This is a genomic window from Streptomyces sp. NBC_00670 (genome assembly GCF_036226765.1).
Classification (GTDB): domain Bacteria; phylum Actinomycetota; class Actinomycetes; order Streptomycetales; family Streptomycetaceae; genus Streptomyces.
In genome coordinates, this window is sequence record NZ_CP109017.1 from 6551238 (window position 1) to 6569103 (window position 17866).

The following is a 17866-nucleotide window of genomic DNA, read 5'->3' on the forward strand; positions in this document are numbered from 1 at the left end:
GGGGTCCGGCGCGGGTTCGGTCAGCGCGGACGGAGTGCGGCGACGGCGAGTACGGCGGGGGCGGTGATGAGGAGCATGAAGACCACCGGCGAGGTGCTCGAGTGCACCCGGTGGTGCGCCGCCGGCGGGTGGTACGCCGGGTAGCTCACGGGGGACGCCGGGGGGCTGGGGGTCGGCTCGGGTCTCGGCTTCGCCGGGTGCGTCGGCGCGGGTGCCGGGGGCGGGGCCGCGGTCTTCGGCGGCGGAATCCGTACCGGCTCGGGGCGCGGGGGCGCGGGCTTCGGTGCCGGTGGCGGCGGGGTGGGCGTCGGTTTCGGTTTCGGTGCCGACGGAGTGGGCGTCGGCTTCGGCGGCGTCGGTTTCGGCGGCGGGGTGGGGGCCGGGGGCGGTGTCGGCGTCGGGCAGGGCGGGGGCGGCGGAGGCGGGCACGGCGGGGGAGTGGGCCAGTGCCCGCCCCCGCCCACGACGGCCACCGCGCCTCCCGGACCGGCCGAGGCGACCACGCGCCCCCCACCGATCCAGGCGGCGGCGCCCTCGTCGTCGGCCGAGGCGATCACGCCCGGGCCGGAACCCGGGCCCGCGCCGCCGAAGCCCACCACCGCCCCCGCGCCGCCCGCGACGGCGGTCACGCCCGAGCCGCCGGGGCCGCCCGAGACGTACGCACAGGCGTCGGCGGACGCCGTGCCGGTGGGGGCGCCCGCGAGCGCCCACACCAGCGTCATCACGCCCAACAGCCGCACGGCGACGGCCGATCGGCTCGATTCGGATCCATGCACGACCCAGAGCATGGGCCGCCCCGTGGTCATACACGCGGAAGATCAGCTCAAATACCCCGAAGGAGGGATATCGGCCCGTCCGGGTTTGACGTTGCCCACAAAAATTCCCGCCGCCGTTGAACACGGGTGGTGCTCCCGCGCGTACCTAGGGCCAGAAGCGGCGCACGAGCCCGCGGTGACACTCAAGTGGCAAGCGGATAGCGGGAGTTGACAATGAACAGAGCCTGGCGGAGCGCCTCTCTCATGGCGACGGCGGCCGCGCTCCTGGCGCTGACGACGGCGTGCGGCCAGGACAATGGCGGCCAGTCGACCGGCAGTCAGAACGTCGGCGCCGCGGCGGGCGGTTACGCGACCAGTTCACCGTCCGGGGCCGCCAGCCCGAACGGATCAGGCTCGCAGATCGGGGACAGCGCGATCACCGCCAAGCCGGCGGGCAAACTGTCCCTGAGCGAGGACGCGAGCCTCGGCGACGTGGTCACCGACGGCTCCGGGATGACCCTCTACCGCTTCGACGACGACACCGCCAAGCCGCCGAAGTCCTCCTGCGCCGGCGAGTGCGCCAAGGCCTGGCCGCCGGTGCCCGCGGAGGGCGCCTCGGCCGCCACCGGCATCGACAAGTCCCTGATCGGCGAGGTCACCCGGAGCGACGGCACCAAGCAGCTCACCGTCGCCGGCTGGCCCATGTACCGCTACGCCAAGGACACCAAGGCCGGGGACACCAAGGGCGAGGGCGTGGGCGGCAAGTGGTTCGCCACGGCCGCCGACGGCAAGAAGGCGACGCTGCCGGGGCTCTCCGTCCGCAAGGACGCCAAGCTCGGCGACATCGTCGTCGACAAGAACGGCATGACCGTCTACCGCTTCATGAAGGACCAGGCCTGGCCCGTCTCCAAGTCGGCCTGCACCGGCGCCTGCCTGGAGAAGTGGCCGGTCGTCGCCCCGGTCGAGGAGGCGGACACCAAGGGCGTCGTGAAGAAGGGCCTGATGCCGTTCACCCGCCCCGACGGCGCCAAGCAGATGACCGTCAACTGCTGGCCCATCTACACCTTCACCGGCGACAAGGCCGCCGGCGACACCAACGGGCAGGGCGTCGGCGGCACGTGGTACGCGGTCGCGCCCGACGGCAAGCCGGTCGGTGCGCCGAAGAAGTAACCGCTCGTCGCCTCCCCCCAGGCCGCCCCCTCCGCCCCGCGGAGGGGGCGCCTCCGTGTGCGCGCCTGCCGTCGGCACGTGCCCTGCGCACGGGCCCGGAACGGACGTGCAATTTCCGTTTCCTCTCGCCCTGTTGGCGGACGATCAGTAGCCTTCGGCTCGAACACCGGATCGGCTCGGCCGTCGCAAGCCGGCCCGAGCCGACACGAGTCGGCACAAGTCGTCGTCGCCAACCGCCTTGGAGTGCTAGATGGAGCGTCCCGCCTGGGCCCCACGGAACATCGACATATCGGTGCCCTCCGTCTCTCGCATCTACGACTACTACCTCGGCGGTTCGCACAACTTCGAGGTCGACCGCGAGGCGGCCCGCAAGGCGATGGAGTTCCTGCCGGGCCTGCCGAGGATCATGCGGGCCAACCGGGCCTTCCTGCGCCGGGCCGTACGGTACGCCGTGGCCGAGGGCGTCACCCAGTTCCTCGACATCGGCTCCGGCATCCCCACCCACGGCAACGTCCACGAGGTCGCCCAGGAGGCGCACCCCGGCGCCCGCGTCGTCTACGTCGACCACGACCCGGTGGCGGTCGCGCACAGCCAGGCCGTACTGGGCAGGAATCCGGACGCGGACGTCGTCGCGGCGGACCTGCTCAAGCCCCGCGACATCCTCGCCAGCCCCGAACTGGGGCGCCTGATCGACCTGAACCGTCCGGTAGCCCTCCTCCTCGTTGCCATACTTCACTTCGTGGAGGACGCGAACGACCCGTACCGGGCGGTGGCCGAACTGCGCGACGCTCTCGCGCCGGGCAGCCTGCTCGTGCTCACGCACGCCTCGTACGAGGGCATTCCGCTGCCGGCGGAGCGGGCCGAGGGCGCGGTCGACGTGTACAAGGACATCCGCAATCCGCTGATCATGCGCTCGCGCGAGGAGATCGCGCGGTTCTTCGAGGGGTACGACATGGTGGAACCCGGGCTGGTGCCGATGGCGGACTGGCGGCCCGACACGGCGCGCGAGGACGAGGATCCCTACGCCTTCGCGGGCTTCGCCGGCGTGGGGCGCACGGCGTGAGCGCGGAGCCGGACGGGCCGGAGGACAGACTGCGCCGGTTCGCGACGATCTGGAGCCGGGCCGTCTTCCCGGTGGCCACGACGCCGCTCACCCGGCCCGAGTTCGAGGCCCTGCTGCTGCCGCTGGCCCGGCGGCTGAGCGAGGCGCTGCGGGCGCGCGCGTTCGACGCCGCGGAGGCCAGGGCGGTGGGCGCCGCCCTCATCGACACCTACTGCACCGACCCCGAGGCGCTCAGCGCCACGCTCGACTGCGTCGACGCCTACCTGGTGCTCTACTGCGGCGACGCGGGCACCCCCGCCGACGCCCAGCAGCCCCAGGACGCCCCGCGGACGCCGCAGCCCCCGCACTCGCAGGAGGCGCTGCGCACCCGCTCCGCCCGCCTCCAGCACGCGATGGCCGCCGGGTTCGCCCAGGCGCTGCGCGAGCGCACCCTCGCCGAGCAGGAGGCGATCTCCGCCGCCGCGCTCAAGGCCCAGGGCGTCGTCGCCGAGGCCCTGCACGCGAGCGAGGCCCGCTTCCGCGCCGTCTTCGAGGGCGCGGCGATAGGCATCTCCATCGCCGACCTCGACGGCAACGTCCTGGAGGTCAACGGCGCGCTGCTGCGCATGTTCGGCGGCTCCGAGGGGCTGCTGCGCGACCGCAACGTCGCCGAGTGGTCGCACCCCGAGGACGCCCCGCAGGTGTGGCGGCTCTACCAGGAGCTGGTGCGCGGCGAACGCGAGCACTACCACGTGGAGAAGCCGTTCTACCGGCCCGACGGCACCGTCCTGTGGACCAATCTGACGGTGTCCCTGCTGCGGGACCCCGACGGCGCGCCCCAGTACCAGCTCGCGCTGATGGAGGACACCACCGAGCGCCGGCTGCTCAACCTGCGGCTGCGCTACGAGGCCACGCACGACGCGCTCACCGGACTGCCCAACCGCACCCTGTTCTTCGAGCGGCTTGAGAAGGCGCTCTCCGCCGGCGAGGGCCAGCGGTTCGGGCTCTGCTACCTGGACCTGGACGGCTTCAAGACCATCAACGACAGCCTCGGGCACGCCGCCGGGGACCGGCTCCTCGTCGAGGTCGCCGACCGGCTCCAGGGCTGCGCCACCGCGCCCGGCGAGATGGTCGCACGCCTCGGCGGCGACGAGTTCGTGGCGCTGACCACCGGCCCCGACACCCAGCGCGGCGTCGACGACCTCGCCGACCGCATCATGAACGCGCTGTCCGGACCCGTCCGCATCGACGGCCGGGAGCTGCTGGTGCGCGGCAGCATCGGTGTCGTCGAGGGACCGGCGGGCGAACGCGGCCCGGCGGAGGTACTGCGCAGCGCCGACATCACGATGTACCGGGCCAAGTCCGCAGGCGGCAACCGCTACGAGCTCGCCGACCCGGAGGCCGACGCCCGCGCCATCACCCGGCACGGCCTCACCACGGCGCTGCCCGCCGCCCTCGACCGGGGCGAGTTCTTCATCGAGTACCAGCCGCTGGTCCGGCTCGACGACGGCCAGGTGCACGGCGCGGAGGCGCTGGTGCGCTGGCTGCACCCGCAGCACGGCGTGCTCGGCCCGGACCGCTTCATCCCGCTCGCCGAGCACACCGGACTGATCGTGCCGCTGGGCCGCTGGGTGCTGGAGGAGTCGGTGCGGCAGGCCCGCGACTGGCAGCGGCAGCACGGCGACGACTGCCCGCTGCGCGTCAACGTCAATCTGTCCCCCTGCCAGCTCACCCACCCCGGGCTCGTCTCCGACACCGTCGAGATCCTGGAGCGCACCGGCGTCGAACCGGCCGCGCTGTGCCTGGAGGTGACCGAGTCCGCGCTGATCGGCGCCGACGACGACCTGCTCAAGCCGTTGCGCCGGCTCGCGGAGATGGGCGTGGACATCGCCCTCGACGACTTCGGCACCGGCTACTCCAACCTCGCCAACCTGCGCCGTCTGCCGGTCTCCATACTCAAGCTGGACCGTTCGTTCACCCAGGGCATGCAGCAGTACCCGGCGGACCCCGTCGACCTGAAGATCGTCGAGGGTATCGTCACTCTCGCGCACAGCCTCGACCTGACCGTGACGGTGGAGGGTGTGGAGACGGGGGCGCAGGCCGAGCAGCTGCGGGTGCTGGGCTGCGACACGGCGCAGGGCTGGTACTACGCACGCCCGGGCCCGCCCGAGCGTCTCCACGAGCTGGCGCTGGTGGACGCGACGGGATAGGTGCGAGGGTTGAGCGAGCAAGGGACGGCTTCGGCGCCGGAGTCGGCTCCGGCGCCGTCCGGCTGGATCCAGCTGACCGGCCGGTACCGGCGCCTCGTGGGGCTGGCCTGCGATGTCGGGCTCGCACTGGTGGTCCTCGTCGCGGCGGACCGGTACGACCAGGACCTCGACCTGCCGCTGGGCTTCCTCATGGCGCTGTCCATGTTCGTCCGCAGGCGGTTCCCCGTCACGGTGCTGGCGGCCGTTCTTGCGCTGGCCACGGTTCAGTTCGTCCTGGAGGGCGCGCCGGACACCCCGCTGGCGTCGGCGCCCGCCGCGTACGACGCCGCCGTGCTGTTCGCCATGATGTCGGTCGTCCACCACTCCCGTGACCCCCGGATGCCCTACGTCGCGGGCGGTGCGGTGCTGCTGGTCACCGGCGCCGGGACGGTGGGACTGCCGGGCACCGCACTCGAACCGTTCCTGGTCCCCGAGGACCTGCTGTACTTCTGGGGGCTGACACTGACGGTCTGGCTGACCGCCTTCTCCCTGCGCACCCGGCGTCTGTACGCCGAGAGCCAGGCGGCCCGCGCCTGGCACGCCGAGCGCGAGCAGGAACAGCGCATGCGGCTGGCCGCGGCCGAGGAGCGCGCCGGGATCGCCCGCGAACTGCACGACGTGGTCGCGCACAGCCTCGCCGTGATGATCCTCCAGGCCGACGGCGCCGGGGCGGTGCTGCGCAAGTCGCCCGACATGGCCGAGTCCGCGCTGAAGACGATCGCCGCCACCGGCCGGGACGCCATCGACGACATGCACCGGATCGTCCGGGTGCTGCGCGAGGGCGAGCAGGGCCGGGCCGCCGAGGGGACGGAACGGCGCCTGGTCACGCTCGACGAGATCAAGGTCGTCGCGGAACGCGCGCGGGTCGCCGGACTGCATGTGGACGTGTCGGTCGAGGTCGGCGCCGGACAGCTGTCGCCGGCCGAGGAGATGACCGCCTTCCGCATCGTCCAGGAGTGCCTGACGAACGTGCTCCGGCACGCCGGGGCGGGGGCCGAGGTCGACATCCGCCTCCGCGAGGAGGAGGGCGCACTGCTGATCAGCGTGGTCGACGACGGGGCCGGCACGCTCGCTGGCGGCGGGGTCGACCCGCACTCCGGCGGCAACGGACTGATGGGCATGCGGGAACGGGTGGAGCTCACCGGCGGCACCTTCGAGGCCGGACCCCGGCTGGGCAGTGGATGGCACGTACGTGCCTGTATTCCTACGAGGACGAAGTCATGACGCAGGCAGAGAGGCCGGTCGGGCCCGACCGGCCGATCCGGGTGGCCGTGGTGGACGACCAGCCGCTGATCCGCGCCGGGTTCGCCATGGTGCTGGCCGCCGCGGACGACATCGAGGTCGTCGGCGAGGCGGAGAACGGGGCGGAGGCCCTCGACCTGCTCAGCCGGGTGCGGGCGGACGTCGTCATCATGGACATCCGCATGCCCGTCATGGACGGCATCCAGGCCACCGAGGAACTGATGCGGCGTGAGGACCCGCCCGGCGTCCTCGTCCTGACCACCTTCGACAACGACGAGGACGCCTTCGCCGCGCTGCGGGCCGGGGCCGGCGGCTTCCTGCTGAAGAACGCGCCCGCCGCCGACGTCGTGGCCGCGATCCGCGTCGTGGCCGCGGGGGAGTCGGTGGTGGCACCGCGCATCACCCGGCTCCTCCTCGACCAGGTCGCCGACCGGCTGGCCCCGGCGGGCGGACAGTCCGAGCGGCTCGACGTCCTCACCGCGCGCGAGCGGGACGTGCTCTGCCAGGTCGCCCGGGGACTGTCCAACGCCGAGGTCGCCGCGGAGCTGTACGTCGCGGAGGCCACCGTCAAGACGCACCTGGGCAACCTCATGGCCAAGCTGCACTTGCGCGACCGCGCCCAGGCGGTGGCGTTCGCCTACGAGTCGGGGCTGGTCCGCCCGTCCGCGTGAGGACCGGTACCGCCCGAGAGGTCTCCCACCGGGGCCTCCCCCTGGGGGTGTAGAAGCCCCGCCCCGTTCTGCCCCTGGGGGTGCAGAACCCGCCCCGCTCCACGGGGCAGAAGGGCCGCCTCCGATCTCGCATTCCTGACCGATGTCCGGGAGGGCGCCGGAAACCAGACTTCTCACTGTCGCCGAACGCGGCGGACAGGACACGGGAAGCCACTGGAGATTCCGATGCACAACGCGCCCACCCTCATCGACACGCCCGCCACCACCCCGGCCCGCAAGCGGAACCGCGCCGTCATCGGCGCGGCGGCGGCCGTCCTCACTCTGGCCCTGGCCGGCGGGGCCGCCTACGCGTACCACGAGTACAAGAAGCCCAGCCAGGCCTCGGCCGCCGACTGCGAGCTGGCGCAGGACATCGTCAACGGCGCCCAGCAGATCTCCACCGGATCCGTGCCGGACGCGGAACAGTGGGCGAAGAGGACCGGCGACAAGCGCCGCAAGGAGATGAAGGACGGCTACCTCGGCGCCACCATCTCCCACTACGAGGGCTGGGCGGTGGAGACCGCCAAGCAGAACGCGGGCCGGTCCGCCGAGGTGCCGACCAAGCAGGACGTGAAGGACCTCCAGAGCAAGGCGCGGGGCCACTGCTCGGACGCCGGCGTCACGATCACCATGCCCCCGCTCGGCGCCTGACCACCGGAACGCGAGAACCGCCGCCATGAGTGTGCACACCCCCGCGCCCGACCACGCGCCGGGCGACGTCATCACCGCCACCGCCCTGGTCAAGACCTACCAGCAGGGCACCCTCCCCGTGCGGGCCCTGGACGGGGTGTCCGTCGGCATCGAACGCGCCCGGTTCACCGCCGTCGTCGGCCCCTCCGGGTCGGGCAAGTCGACGCTGATGCACTGCGTCGCCGGGCTCGACACGGTCACCTCCGGGAGCATCGTCCTGGACGGCACGGAGCTCACCGGCCTCTCCGACCGGGCGCTGACCCGGGTGCGCCGGGAGCGGATCGGGTTCGTCTTCCAGTCGTTCAACCTGCTGCCCCAGCTGACCGCGTACGAGAACATCGTGCTGCCCGTCACGATGGCGGGCGGACGGCCGGACCGCGCACTCGTCGACCACCTCTGCGGCGTCCTCGGCATCGCCCACCGCATCGGGCACCGCCCCTCCGAACTCTCCGGCGGCCAGCAGCAGCGGGTGGCCGTCGCCCGGGCGCTGGTGGCCCGGCCGGCCGTGGTCTTCGCCGACGAACCCACCGGCAACCTCGACTCCCGGTCCGGCACCGAGGTCCTCAGCATCCTGCGCCAGTCCGTCGACGACCTCGGCCAGACGGTCGTGATGGTCACCCACGACCCGCGGGCCGCCGAGTACGCGGACCGGGTAGTGACCCTCGCGGACGGCCGCGTCGTCAAGGACGAGCGCCCCGCCGCAGCCGACCGGAACACCGTTCTCCTCCGCGACGTCACGGCGAGGCACCGATGAGCACACCGCGCACCCCCGACGGGCCGGCCACGCCGAGCACTCCCCCCGGCCCGCGCACGCCGGACAGGCCGTGGCGCGCCGGCGTCCTCGGCTCCCAGGTGGCCGAGCTCCTCCGGCGGCCCGGCCGGTCCACGGCGACCGCGGCGTCGCTGCTGATCGCGGCCTTCGTCGTCTTCGGCGCCGTCATGGCCCAGCAGATCCTCAGCGCCACCGTGATCGCCCGGTTCCACGGCACACCCGACGCGGTGTCGCTGGTGGTCACCTCCGACGGCGAGAAGGACCTCGACGACGCCGGCCTCGCCGCGCTCGGGAAGATCCCCGGGGTCGCCGAGGCGGTCGGCCGGATCGACGACGGCTCCCCGCTGGGCGGCAGCGCCGTCGAGCGCTACCTCAACCTGTCCGCGGACCCCGGTCGCGGTGACCTGGCGGAGGTACGGCTCACCAAGGGCACGTACCCCTCCGGCCCGCGCCGCCTCGCCGTCAACACCCGGGCCGCCCGCGAATACGGTCTCGCACCGGGCTCCACCCTCACCCTGGTGCGGCCCGACCCGAAGGACAGCGACCGCACCCGGCAGGTGAAGGTCCGGGTCACCGGCATCGTCCGCAGCACCGCGACCAACGACGAGCACCCCACGGGATACGCCCCCGGCCCCGAACTCGCCCGTCTGCTCGGCGCGACCGGCTACGCCCGCGTCGACGTCCGCACCGACACCGCAACCGCCCCGGCCGACCTCACCGAACGGATCCGCCGGGCGGTGCCCGGAGCCGAGGTGCGCTCCGGGGACGACGTGCGGGACGAGGAGGCCCACGAGGCCGTGACGGCGGCGAGCGACCTCCTGGACCTGGTCACCGTCTTCCTCGTCGTCGCCGTCGGCGCGGCCGTCCTCGTCGCCACCTCCACCTTCCGCATCGTCTTCGCCCGCCGGGTACGGCAACTGGCGCTGCTGCGCACCATCGGGGCGACCCCGCGCCGGCTGGCGGCGGCGCTCGTCGTCGAGGGCGCGGTGGTCGGCCTGCTGGCCGGTGCGGCCGGCACGTTGGCCGCCTGGGGTTGCGGACGGCTCGCCCCCGCGGTCGCCGGAGCGTTCGGACGCGACCTGTCCGCGCCCGCCCACTTCCCCCTCACCGAGGCCGCCCTCACCGTCCTCGGCACCGGCCTCCTCGCGGTCCTCGCGGTCATGGCGCCCTCCCTGTCCGCCTCGCGGGTCTCCCCGCTGCAGGCACTGCGCAGCGCGGCCTCCGATGACGGCGGCACCGGCGGACTCGGCCGGGCGGCCCTCGGCCTGGTGTGCGCGGCGGGCGCCGCACTGCTCGCTCGGCAGAGCTACGGCGACCTGCCCCAGCCGGGCGAGGGCGAGTACGACCGCTTCGAGGGGCTGACCCTCGTGGTCGTCTCCGGCGGTCTCGCCTTCCTCGCCCTGATCGTCCTGGGCCCCCGTCTCGTCCGGCCCCTCCTGTCGGCCGTCGCCGTACCGCTGCGCCGCCTCGGGGCGGCCGGGCGGCTCGCGGTCGCCGGGGTCGGCGGCGCCCCCGGCCGGGCGGCCTCCGTCTCGGTCGTCGTGGCCCTCGGCGCCTGCCTGATCGGCTCGACCCTGACCTGCCTGTCCTCCCTTCAGGCCTACGACCGCTACCGGCAGGCGGTGGCGGCACCCGCCGACTTCTCCCTGACCTCCCGCGACGACAAGCCGCTCGACGGCTCGCTCGCCGCCGATCTGGCGTCCCACCGCGAACTGGCCGACGTGACCGGCTTCCGCACGGCCGAGGCCGTCGAGGGCAGCCGCACCGCCACCCTCTCCGACCTCGACCTCGCCACCGTACGGTCCGGTGTGAGCCTCACCGCCCGCACCGGCTCCCTCGCCCACCTGGCCCCCGGCCACGTCGTCGTCGACGCCGACCACGCCCACACGCTCGGGGTGTCGACGGGCGACCGCGTGACCCTCACGTTCAACGGCAAGCCCGTCCACTTCACCGTGGCGGCGACCCTGCCGGGCGAGGGCCCCTACGGCGGCAACTTCTTCGTCCCGGCCGGCGATCTGACCCGCCTGGGCGTGGCCGAGGCCCCCACCAGGGTCCTCGCCAACGCCGCGCAGGACGGCCCCGAGGGCCGGGCCACGGCGCAGCGGGCCATCACCGCCACGCTGACCGGCCCTCAGCGTGGCGACGGCCGCGTCCTCGCGGAGAGCGCGTCCGGACAGGACAGCGGTTCGGACGACCTGGAGACCATGGCCACGACGGTCGTCCTGGTCCTCGGCCTCACCGTCCTCGTGGCGGTCGCCGGAGTGGCCACCACGGCAAGCCTCACCGTCGTCGAACGCACCCGGGAGTTCGGCCTGCTCCGCGCCCTGGGCCTCGGCGCCGCCTCCGTGCACCGCATGGTCACGGCGGAATGCGCCCTCTACGGCGCCCTCGGCGGCACCCTCGGCCTGGCCCTCGGCCTCCCGTACTCCTGGCTGGTGGTCCGCACCGTCCAGACGAGCGCCCCGTACACCCTCCCCGTGGGCCAACTGACAACGGTCTTCGCCGCACTGGTTCTCATTACGGCCACGGCCGGCATACTCCCAGCCCTACGAGCAGCCCGCACACCCCCAACGGTGGCGGTGGCACAGGCGGAGTAGGGAGGAGTGTGGATGCGGGGCTGCGTCGTCTGCGCGGCTCCGCCGCGGGGGGCGCGGGCACTCACCGTGCCCCGCAAGGGGCGCGGGGAACTGCGCGACCAGCCCCCACCCACCCGCACCCGAAAACGCACCCCCGGGGTCCAAGGGGCGGAGCCCCTTGAAGGGACGGGAAGGGTAGGGGCGGCGGGGGCGAAAACCCCCACCGCACCCACCCCCCCCACGCACCCACCCTCACCTCTCCAACAACATCCGCTGCAACTCCCGAGCGGCCCGCGGCGGAGCCACATCACTCCGGTGCGCCAGCGCGATGGTCCGGTACAGCCCCGGCGAAGCCAGGGGTGTCACCCGAAGCCCACGCCCCGACCGCGCGGCAACCATCCGCGGCACCACAGCCACCCCCAACCCCGCCCGCACAAACCCCAGCACCGCATCCATCTCACCCCCCTCCACCGCGAAGTCCGGCTCGAACCCCTCCGCCCGGCACGCCGCCACCGTCAGCTCCCGCAGGTCGTACCCGTGCCGGAACATCACCAGCCGCTCACCCGCCAGCTCCGCCACCCGCACCGCCCGCCCCCGCCCCTGCCCCCCGCCCGGCCGGGGCGCATCCGGCGAGGAGACGACCACCAGGTCCTCCCGCAACAGCTCCACCGTCGTCAACGCCGGGGACGGCGACGGCAACGGCAGCACCACCAGCGCCAGATCCAGCGCCCCACGCGCCAGCTCCCGTACGAGATCGTGCGAGCCCCCCTCCTCGATCAGCAGCCGGATCCCCGGATAGCGGTCGTGGAAGGCGCGCAGTACGTCCGGCAGCAACCCCGTGCACACACTCGGCGTCGCCCCGAGCCGCACCCGCCCGGCCCGCAGCTGCACCAGCTCCTGCACCTCGTGCCGCGCGGTCTCCGCGTCGGCGAGGATGCGCCGGGCCAGCGGCAGCAGCGCCTCGCCGGCGTCGGTGAGCGTGATGTTGCCCCGCGCCCGGAGGAAAAGATCCGCGCCCAGCTCCCGCTCCAGCGACTTGATCTGCTGCGACAGCGAGGGCTGGGCCACGTGCACGAGATCGGCGGCCCGGGTGAAGTGCCGGGTCTCGGCGACGGCCACGAAGTACTGGAGCTGCTGGAACTGCACCCCGCCAGCATACGACCGGAATAGGCGCCGCCTATCGAATCCAGCCGTTCCATGTCTTGGACCGATGGGGCCCTTCGGCCCTAGCGTCATGTTCATGGCTCTGGCAACGCGGACGGACCGACGACCGTCCATGACGCGCACGGTGTGGGACAGCTCCGTCGGCAAGAAGACGGTCATGGCCGTCAGCGGGCTGATCATGCTGCTGTACCTGGTCGTCCACATGATCGGAAATCTGAAGATCTACTTCGGGGCGGCCGAGTTCAACCACTACGCCCACTGGCTGCGCACCGTCGGCGAGCCGTTCATGCACTACGAGTGGACGCTGTGGGTCATCCGCGTCGTCCTCGTCGTCGCCATCGTCGCGCACGCCGTCTCCGCGTACCAGCTCAGCCGCCGCGACCTGAAGGCGCGGCCCAGCAAGTACGTGCACAAGAAGGCCCGTTCGAGCTACGCCACCCGCACCATGAGGTGGGGCGGGATCATCCTCGGCCTGTTCATCGTCTGGCACCTCCTGGACCTGACCACCGGCACCGTGCACTCCGGCGGCTTCCAGGAGGGACACCCGTACCAGAACGTGGTGGACACCTTCTCCACCTGGTACGGCAACGTCATCTACATCGTCGCGATGCTCGCGCTCGGCCTGCACATCCGGCACGGCTTCTGGAGCGCCGCACAGACCCTGGGCGCCGGCAGCCGCACCCGCGACCGCGCCCTCAAGACCGTCGCCAACGTCCTCGCGCTGCTGCTCACGGCCGGCTTCCTCGCCGTCCCCGTGGGCGTCATGACCGGAGTGGTGAGCTGACCGTGAACCCGTCGCATTCCCCGACCCCCGACACCGGCCGCACCGGCTACCTCGACTACACCACAGGTGAGCCCGTCGCCGACACCAAGGCGCCCGCGGGACCGATCAACGAGCGCTGGGACACCCGCCGTTTCCAGGCCAAGCTGGTCAACCCCGCCAACCGGCGCGGCAAGACCGTCATCGTCGTCGGCACCGGACTGGCCGGCGGCTCGGCCGGGGCCACGCTCGCCGAACAGGGCTACCACGTCGTCCAGTTCTGCTATCAGGACTCCCCGCGCCGCGCCCACTCCATCGCCGCGCAGGGCGGTATCAACGCCGCCAAGAACTACCGCAACGACGGCGACTCCATCCACCGGCTGTTCTACGACACCGTCAAGGGCGGCGACTTCCGCTCCCGCGAGTCCAACGTCCACCGCCTCGCGCAGATCTCCGTCGAGATCATCGACCAGTGCGTCGCCCAGGGCGTGCCGTTCGCCCGTGAGTACGGCGGTCTGCTCGACACCCGCTCCTTCGGCGGCGTCCAGGTCTCCCGTACGTTCTACGCCCGCGGCCAGACGGGCCAGCAGCTCCTCCTCGGCGCCTACCAGGCGCTCAGCAGGCAGATCGCGGCCGGGAACATCGAGATGCACCCGCGCACCGAGATGCTCGACCTCATCGTGATCGACGGCAAGGCGCGCGGGATCGTCGCCCGCGATCTGATCACCGGCGCGATCTCCACCTACTTCGCGGACGCCGTCGTCCTCGCCTCCGGCGGCTACGGCAACGTCTTCTACCTCTCCACCAACGCGATGAACTCCAACGCGACCGCGATCTGGCGGGCGCACCGGCGGGGCGCGTACTTCGCCAACCCCTGCTTCACCCAGATCCACCCCACCTGCATCCCGCGCACCGGCGACCACCAGTCCAAGCTGACCCTGATGAGCGAGTCGCTGCGCAACGACGGCCGTATCTGGGTGCCGAAGGCCAAGGGCGACACCCGCCCGCCGAACGAGATCCCCGAGGCCGAGCGCGACTACTACCTGGAGCGGATCTACCCCTCCTTCGGCAACCTCGTCCCCCGTGACATCGCCTCCCGCGCCGCGAAGAACGTGTGCGACGAGGGCAGGGGAGTGGGCCCCGGGGGCCAGGGCGTCTACCTGGACTTCGCGGACGCGATCAAGCGCATGGGCCGGGGGGCCGTCGAGGCCAAGTACGGCAACCTCTTCGACATGTACCAGCGGATCACCGACGAGGATCCGTACCAGGTGCCCATGCGGATCTACCCCGCCGTGCACTACACGATGGGCGGGCTGTGGGTCGACTACGACCTCCAGACCACGATCCCGGGCCTGTTCGCGGTCGGCGAGGCCAACTTCTCCGACCACGGCGCCAACCGGCTCGGCGCCTCCGCACTGATGCAGGGCCTGGCCGACGGCTACTTCGTGCTCCCCGCCACCATCAACGACTACCTCGCCCGCAACCCGCACGCGGAGCCGGTCACCGAGGACCACCCCGTGGTGCAGGAGGTGCTCGCCGAGACCGAGGACCGGCTCCATCTGCTCCTCGCCGTCGACGGCGACCGCACCCCCGACTCCTTCCACCGCGAACTCGGCGAACTCCTGTGGGAGTTCTGCGGCATGGCCCGCACCGACGAGGGCCTGCGCAAGGCGCTCGACCGGATCCCCGCCCTCCGCGACGAGTTCTGGCGGCGGATCAAGGTCCCCGGCACCGGCGAGGAGTTCAACCAGTCGCTGGAGAAGGCCAACCGCATCGTCGACTACCTGGAGCTCGCCGAGCTGATGTGCCTCGACGCGCTGCACCGCGCCGAGTCCTGCGGCGGCCACTTCCGCGAGGAGTCCCAGACCCCCGACGGCGAGGCCGCCCGCCGGGACGAGGAGTTCGGGTACGCCGCCGCCTGGGAGTTCACCGGCACCGGCGAGGCACCCGCCCTGCACAAGGAAGACCTCGTCTTCGAGTACGTCCACCCCACCCAGCGGAGCTACGCATGAGGCTCACCCTGCGCGTCTGGCGGCAGAAGAACGCCGACGCCGACGGCGCCATGTCCACGTACGAGGTGGACGGCATCTCCTCCGACATGTCCTTCCTGGAGATGCTCGACACCCTCAACGAGGAACTCATCCTCAAGGGCGAGGACCCCGTCGCCTTCGACCACGACTGCCGCGAGGGCATCTGCGGCGCCTGCTCGCTCGTCATCAACGGCGACGCACACGGTCCCGAGCGCACCACCACCTGCCAGCTCCACATGCGGGCGTTCCGGGACGGCGACACCATCGACATCGAGCCGTGGCGGGCCGCCGCGTTCCCGGTCGTGAAGGACCTCGTCGTCGACCGGTCCGCCTTCGACCGGATCATCCAGGCCGGCGGCTACGTCACCGCGCCCACCGGAGCCGCCCCCGAGGCCCATGCCACGCCGGTGCCCAAGGCCGACGCCGACTTCGCCTTCGAGCACGCCGAGTGCATCGGCTGCGGCGCGTGCGTGGCCGCCTGCCCCAACGGCGCGGCCATGCTGTTCACCTCCGCGAAGATCAACCACCTGAACGTGCTGCCGCAGGGCGCCCCCGAGCGGGAGACCCGGGTGCTGGACATGGTGGCGCGGATGGACGACGAGGGCTTCGGCGGCTGCACCCTGGCCGGCGAGTGCGCGACCGCGTGCCCCAAGGGCATCCCGCTGATGTCGATCACCAGCATGAACAAGGAGTGGCTGCGGGCGACCCGCAAGGCCGCGAAGCGGTAGCGGCGGGAGCGCACCGAGAGGACGTTCGCCGAGTGGCGGACGGGCGGGGCCGGGAGTGGTGCTCCCCGGCCCCGCCTCGTATGCGGGGCCCTGCCTCGTACGTCCGGGAGCCTTTTCGTACTGCGGGGCGCGTGGCGTTCAACAAGCCCACACCCGCGCTCCCGGCTCAGGTCACGTGGACGCCAACCGGCGTCGGGACAACAGGAGCGGCGGACCGCGGCCACGCGGCCCCGCCCACGTCCCCGCCGACCCGGCCCGCGACCAGGAGACAGCCATGACCGGCGTCACCACGCTTCCCCGCTCCCCGCACCCCGCCACCCCCCTCCGCTACCTCGTCACCCTCGCCCGGGACGAGGCCGACGTCCGCGCCGCCCAGCGGCTGCGGTACGACGTCTTCGCCGGCGAGACGGGCGCCCTGCTCAGCACCCCGCAGCCCGGGCACGACATCGACCCCTTCGACGCGTACTGCGACCACCTCCTCGTCCGCGAGACCACCACCGGCGAGGTCGTCGGCACCTACCGGCTGCTGCCGCCGGAGCGCGCGGCGGTGGCCGGACGGCTGTACGGCGAGGGCGAGTTCGACCTCGCCCCGCTCGACGCGATCCGCCCCGGGCTGGTCGAGGTGGGCCGCTCCTGCGTCCACCCGGACCACCGCGACGGCGCGGTCATCGGCCTCATCTGGGCGGGCATCGCCCGCTACATGACCGACCGCGGCCACGAGTGGCTGGCCGGCTGCTGCTCGCTCCCCCTCGCCGACGGCGGCACCCTCGCGTCGGCGACGTGGAACCGGGTCCGGACCAGGAACCTGGCACCGGAGGAGTACCGGGTGCGGCCGCTGCTGCCGTGGGTACCGAAGGCGGGCTCGGCGGCCGGTGAGGTCGGGACGACGGAGGCCGGGGGGCGGCGGGAGCTGCCCGCGTTGCTGCGGGGCTATCTGCGGCTCGGGGCCTGGGTGTGCGGGGAGCCCGCACACGATCCCGACTTCGGGGTCGCCGATCTGTACGTGCTGCTGTCCATGCGCCGGGTCGACCCGCGCTATCTGCGGCACTTCCTCTCCCTCCTCCCCGCCTCCGCACCGGCCGCCTGATGTCCGGCGGCTGGCTGCCCGTGGCCCCCTGCACCCCCGGGGCGTGCGTAGGGCGGGCGGCGCCGGACGCGACCGTCCCGCTGCCGCGGGCCGTGCTGCGGCTCGCGGCGGTGGTGGCCGTGGTCGCGGCCGGTGTCGTCCTGCTTCCGCTCGGGCGGTGGGTGCCGGCGGCGGTCGTACGGGGCTGGTGCCGGGCCGTCGTACGGGCGGCCGGGGTGCGGGTCCGCGTCACCGGCGGGCCCGTGCCCGACGGGGGTGTACTGGTCGTCGCCCACCACACGTCCTGGCTCGACGTGCCGCTGCTCGCCGCGCTCCGCCCGGCGCGGATGCTCGCCAAGGCGGAGATACGGCGGTGGCCGGTGGCGGGTGCGCTCGCGGCGCGCGGGGGGACGCTGTTCCTCGAACGGGACCGGCTGCGGGCGCTGCCCGGGGCGGTCGCGGCGGTCGCGGGGGCGCTGCGGGAGGGGGCGGCGGTGGTCGCCTTCCCGGAGGGGAGCACATGGTGCGGGCGGGAGCGGGGGGTGTTCCGGCGGGCGGTGTTCCAGGCGGCGCTGGACGCGGGGGTGCCGGTGCAGCCGGTGCGGATTCGGTACGGGCCGGTGGGGGGCGGGGTGGCGTCGGCGGCGGCGTTCGTCGGGGACGACACGTTGGTGGCTTCGGTGTGGCGGGTGGTGGGGGTGCGGGGGTTGGTGGCCGAGGTGGGGGTGCGGGGGCTGGTGACGGGGGGTTCGGATTCCGACCGGGGATCGCTGGCGGGGGCGGCACAGCGTGCGCTGGGCTGACGGCGAGTTTCCTCGCCCCCGCCGCCCCTACCCTTCCCGTCCCTTCAAGGGGCTCCGCCCCTTGGACCCCCGCACGGGGCTTCGCCCCGTTTCGCGCAGTTCCCCGCGC

Annotated in this window: 15 protein-coding genes; 13 read left to right on the forward strand and 2 right to left on the reverse strand. The window is 73.1% G+C overall.

All coding sequences use genetic code 11. The annotated features are described in order from the left end of the window. Positions 1 to 20: 20 nt before the first annotated feature. The gene (locus OIE12_RS28850; protein ID WP_329140306.1) at positions 21 to 776 is read right to left on the reverse strand and encodes a hypothetical protein; all 756 of its coding nucleotides are present in this window, start codon (positions 774 to 776) and stop codon (positions 21 to 23) included. A 213-nt stretch (positions 777 to 989) separates the two neighbouring features. Between OIE12_RS28850 and OIE12_RS28855 the strand changes: the two genes are divergently transcribed. The 8 genes from OIE12_RS28855 (at position 990) to OIE12_RS28890 (ending at position 11227) form a co-directional block, all read left to right on the forward strand. Next, positions 990 to 1925, forward strand: a complete 936-nt coding sequence (locus OIE12_RS28855) for an SCO0930 family lipoprotein (RefSeq protein WP_329140307.1) — start codon at positions 990 to 992, stop codon at positions 1923 to 1925. Between the two features lie 250 nt (positions 1926 to 2175). Then, the gene (locus OIE12_RS28860; RefSeq protein ID WP_329140309.1) at positions 2176 to 2988 is read left to right on the forward strand and encodes an SAM-dependent methyltransferase; all 813 of its coding nucleotides are present in this window, start codon (positions 2176 to 2178) and stop codon (positions 2986 to 2988) included. Further along, on the forward strand, positions 2985 to 5177 hold the full coding sequence (locus tag OIE12_RS28865) for a putative bifunctional diguanylate cyclase/phosphodiesterase (RefSeq protein ID WP_329140310.1): 2193 nt from the start codon (positions 2985 to 2987) through the stop codon (positions 5175 to 5177). The genes OIE12_RS28860 and OIE12_RS28865 overlap by 4 nt, the downstream gene beginning before the upstream one ends. Positions 5178 to 5186: 9 nt before the next feature. Then, positions 5187 to 6440, forward strand: a complete 1254-nt coding sequence (locus OIE12_RS28870; protein WP_329140312.1) for a sensor histidine kinase — start codon at positions 5187 to 5189, stop codon at positions 6438 to 6440. After that, positions 6437 to 7129 carry a response regulator transcription factor gene (locus OIE12_RS28875; RefSeq protein ID WP_329140314.1) on the forward strand — a complete coding sequence of 231 codons (693 nt, stop codon included), beginning with the start codon at positions 6437 to 6439 and terminating at the stop codon, positions 7127 to 7129. The genes OIE12_RS28870 and OIE12_RS28875 overlap by 4 nt, the downstream gene beginning before the upstream one ends. 225 nt (positions 7130 to 7354) lie before the next feature. Continuing rightward, positions 7355 to 7819: a hypothetical protein gene (locus OIE12_RS28880; RefSeq protein ID WP_329140315.1), complete on the forward strand. Its 465-nt coding sequence runs from the start codon at positions 7355 to 7357 to the stop codon at positions 7817 to 7819. Between the two features lie 25 nt (positions 7820 to 7844). Then, positions 7845 to 8612, forward strand: a complete 768-nt coding sequence (locus OIE12_RS28885; protein WP_329140318.1) for an ABC transporter ATP-binding protein — start codon at positions 7845 to 7847, stop codon at positions 8610 to 8612. Continuing rightward, complete coding sequence (locus tag OIE12_RS28890) at positions 8609 to 11227, forward strand: ABC transporter permease (protein WP_329140320.1); 2619 nt, start codon at positions 8609 to 8611, stop codon at positions 11225 to 11227. Before OIE12_RS28885 ends, OIE12_RS28890 begins: the two co-directional genes overlap by 4 nt. A 231-nt stretch (positions 11228 to 11458) precedes the next feature. Here the strand turns inward: OIE12_RS28890 and OIE12_RS28895 are convergent, their stop codons facing one another. Continuing rightward, the gene (locus OIE12_RS28895) at positions 11459 to 12352 is read right to left on the reverse strand and encodes a LysR family transcriptional regulator (protein WP_329140322.1); all 894 of its coding nucleotides are present in this window, start codon (positions 12350 to 12352) and stop codon (positions 11459 to 11461) included. 130 nt (positions 12353 to 12482) lie between these two features. On the opposite strand from OIE12_RS28895, the gene OIE12_RS28900 reads away from it, so the two are divergent. The 5 genes from OIE12_RS28900 (at position 12483) to OIE12_RS28920 (ending at position 17757) form a co-directional block, all read left to right on the forward strand. After that, positions 12483 to 13154 carry a succinate dehydrogenase gene (locus OIE12_RS28900; RefSeq protein ID WP_329142295.1) on the forward strand — a complete coding sequence of 224 codons (672 nt, stop codon included), beginning with the start codon at positions 12483 to 12485 and terminating at the stop codon, positions 13152 to 13154. Positions 13155 to 13156: 2 nt separating this feature from the next. Next, positions 13157 to 15142 (forward strand): fumarate reductase/succinate dehydrogenase flavoprotein subunit, encoded by a 1986-nt coding sequence (locus OIE12_RS28905; RefSeq protein WP_329140324.1) that lies wholly within the window; start codon positions 13157 to 13159, stop codon positions 15140 to 15142. Further along, entirely contained in the window at positions 15139 to 15888 is a 750-nt protein-coding gene (locus OIE12_RS28910; RefSeq protein ID WP_329140326.1) for a succinate dehydrogenase/fumarate reductase iron-sulfur subunit, read from the forward strand. The genes OIE12_RS28905 and OIE12_RS28910 overlap by 4 nt, the downstream gene beginning before the upstream one ends. A 274-nt stretch (positions 15889 to 16162) precedes the next feature. Beyond that, positions 16163 to 16975: a GNAT family N-acetyltransferase gene (locus OIE12_RS28915; protein WP_329140327.1), complete on the forward strand. Its 813-nt coding sequence runs from the start codon at positions 16163 to 16165 to the stop codon at positions 16973 to 16975. Beyond that, positions 16975 to 17757: a lysophospholipid acyltransferase family protein gene (locus OIE12_RS28920; protein WP_329140330.1), complete on the forward strand. Its 783-nt coding sequence runs from the start codon at positions 16975 to 16977 to the stop codon at positions 17755 to 17757. The genes OIE12_RS28915 and OIE12_RS28920 overlap by 1 nt, the downstream gene beginning before the upstream one ends. Positions 17758 to 17866 lie beyond the last annotated feature (109 nt).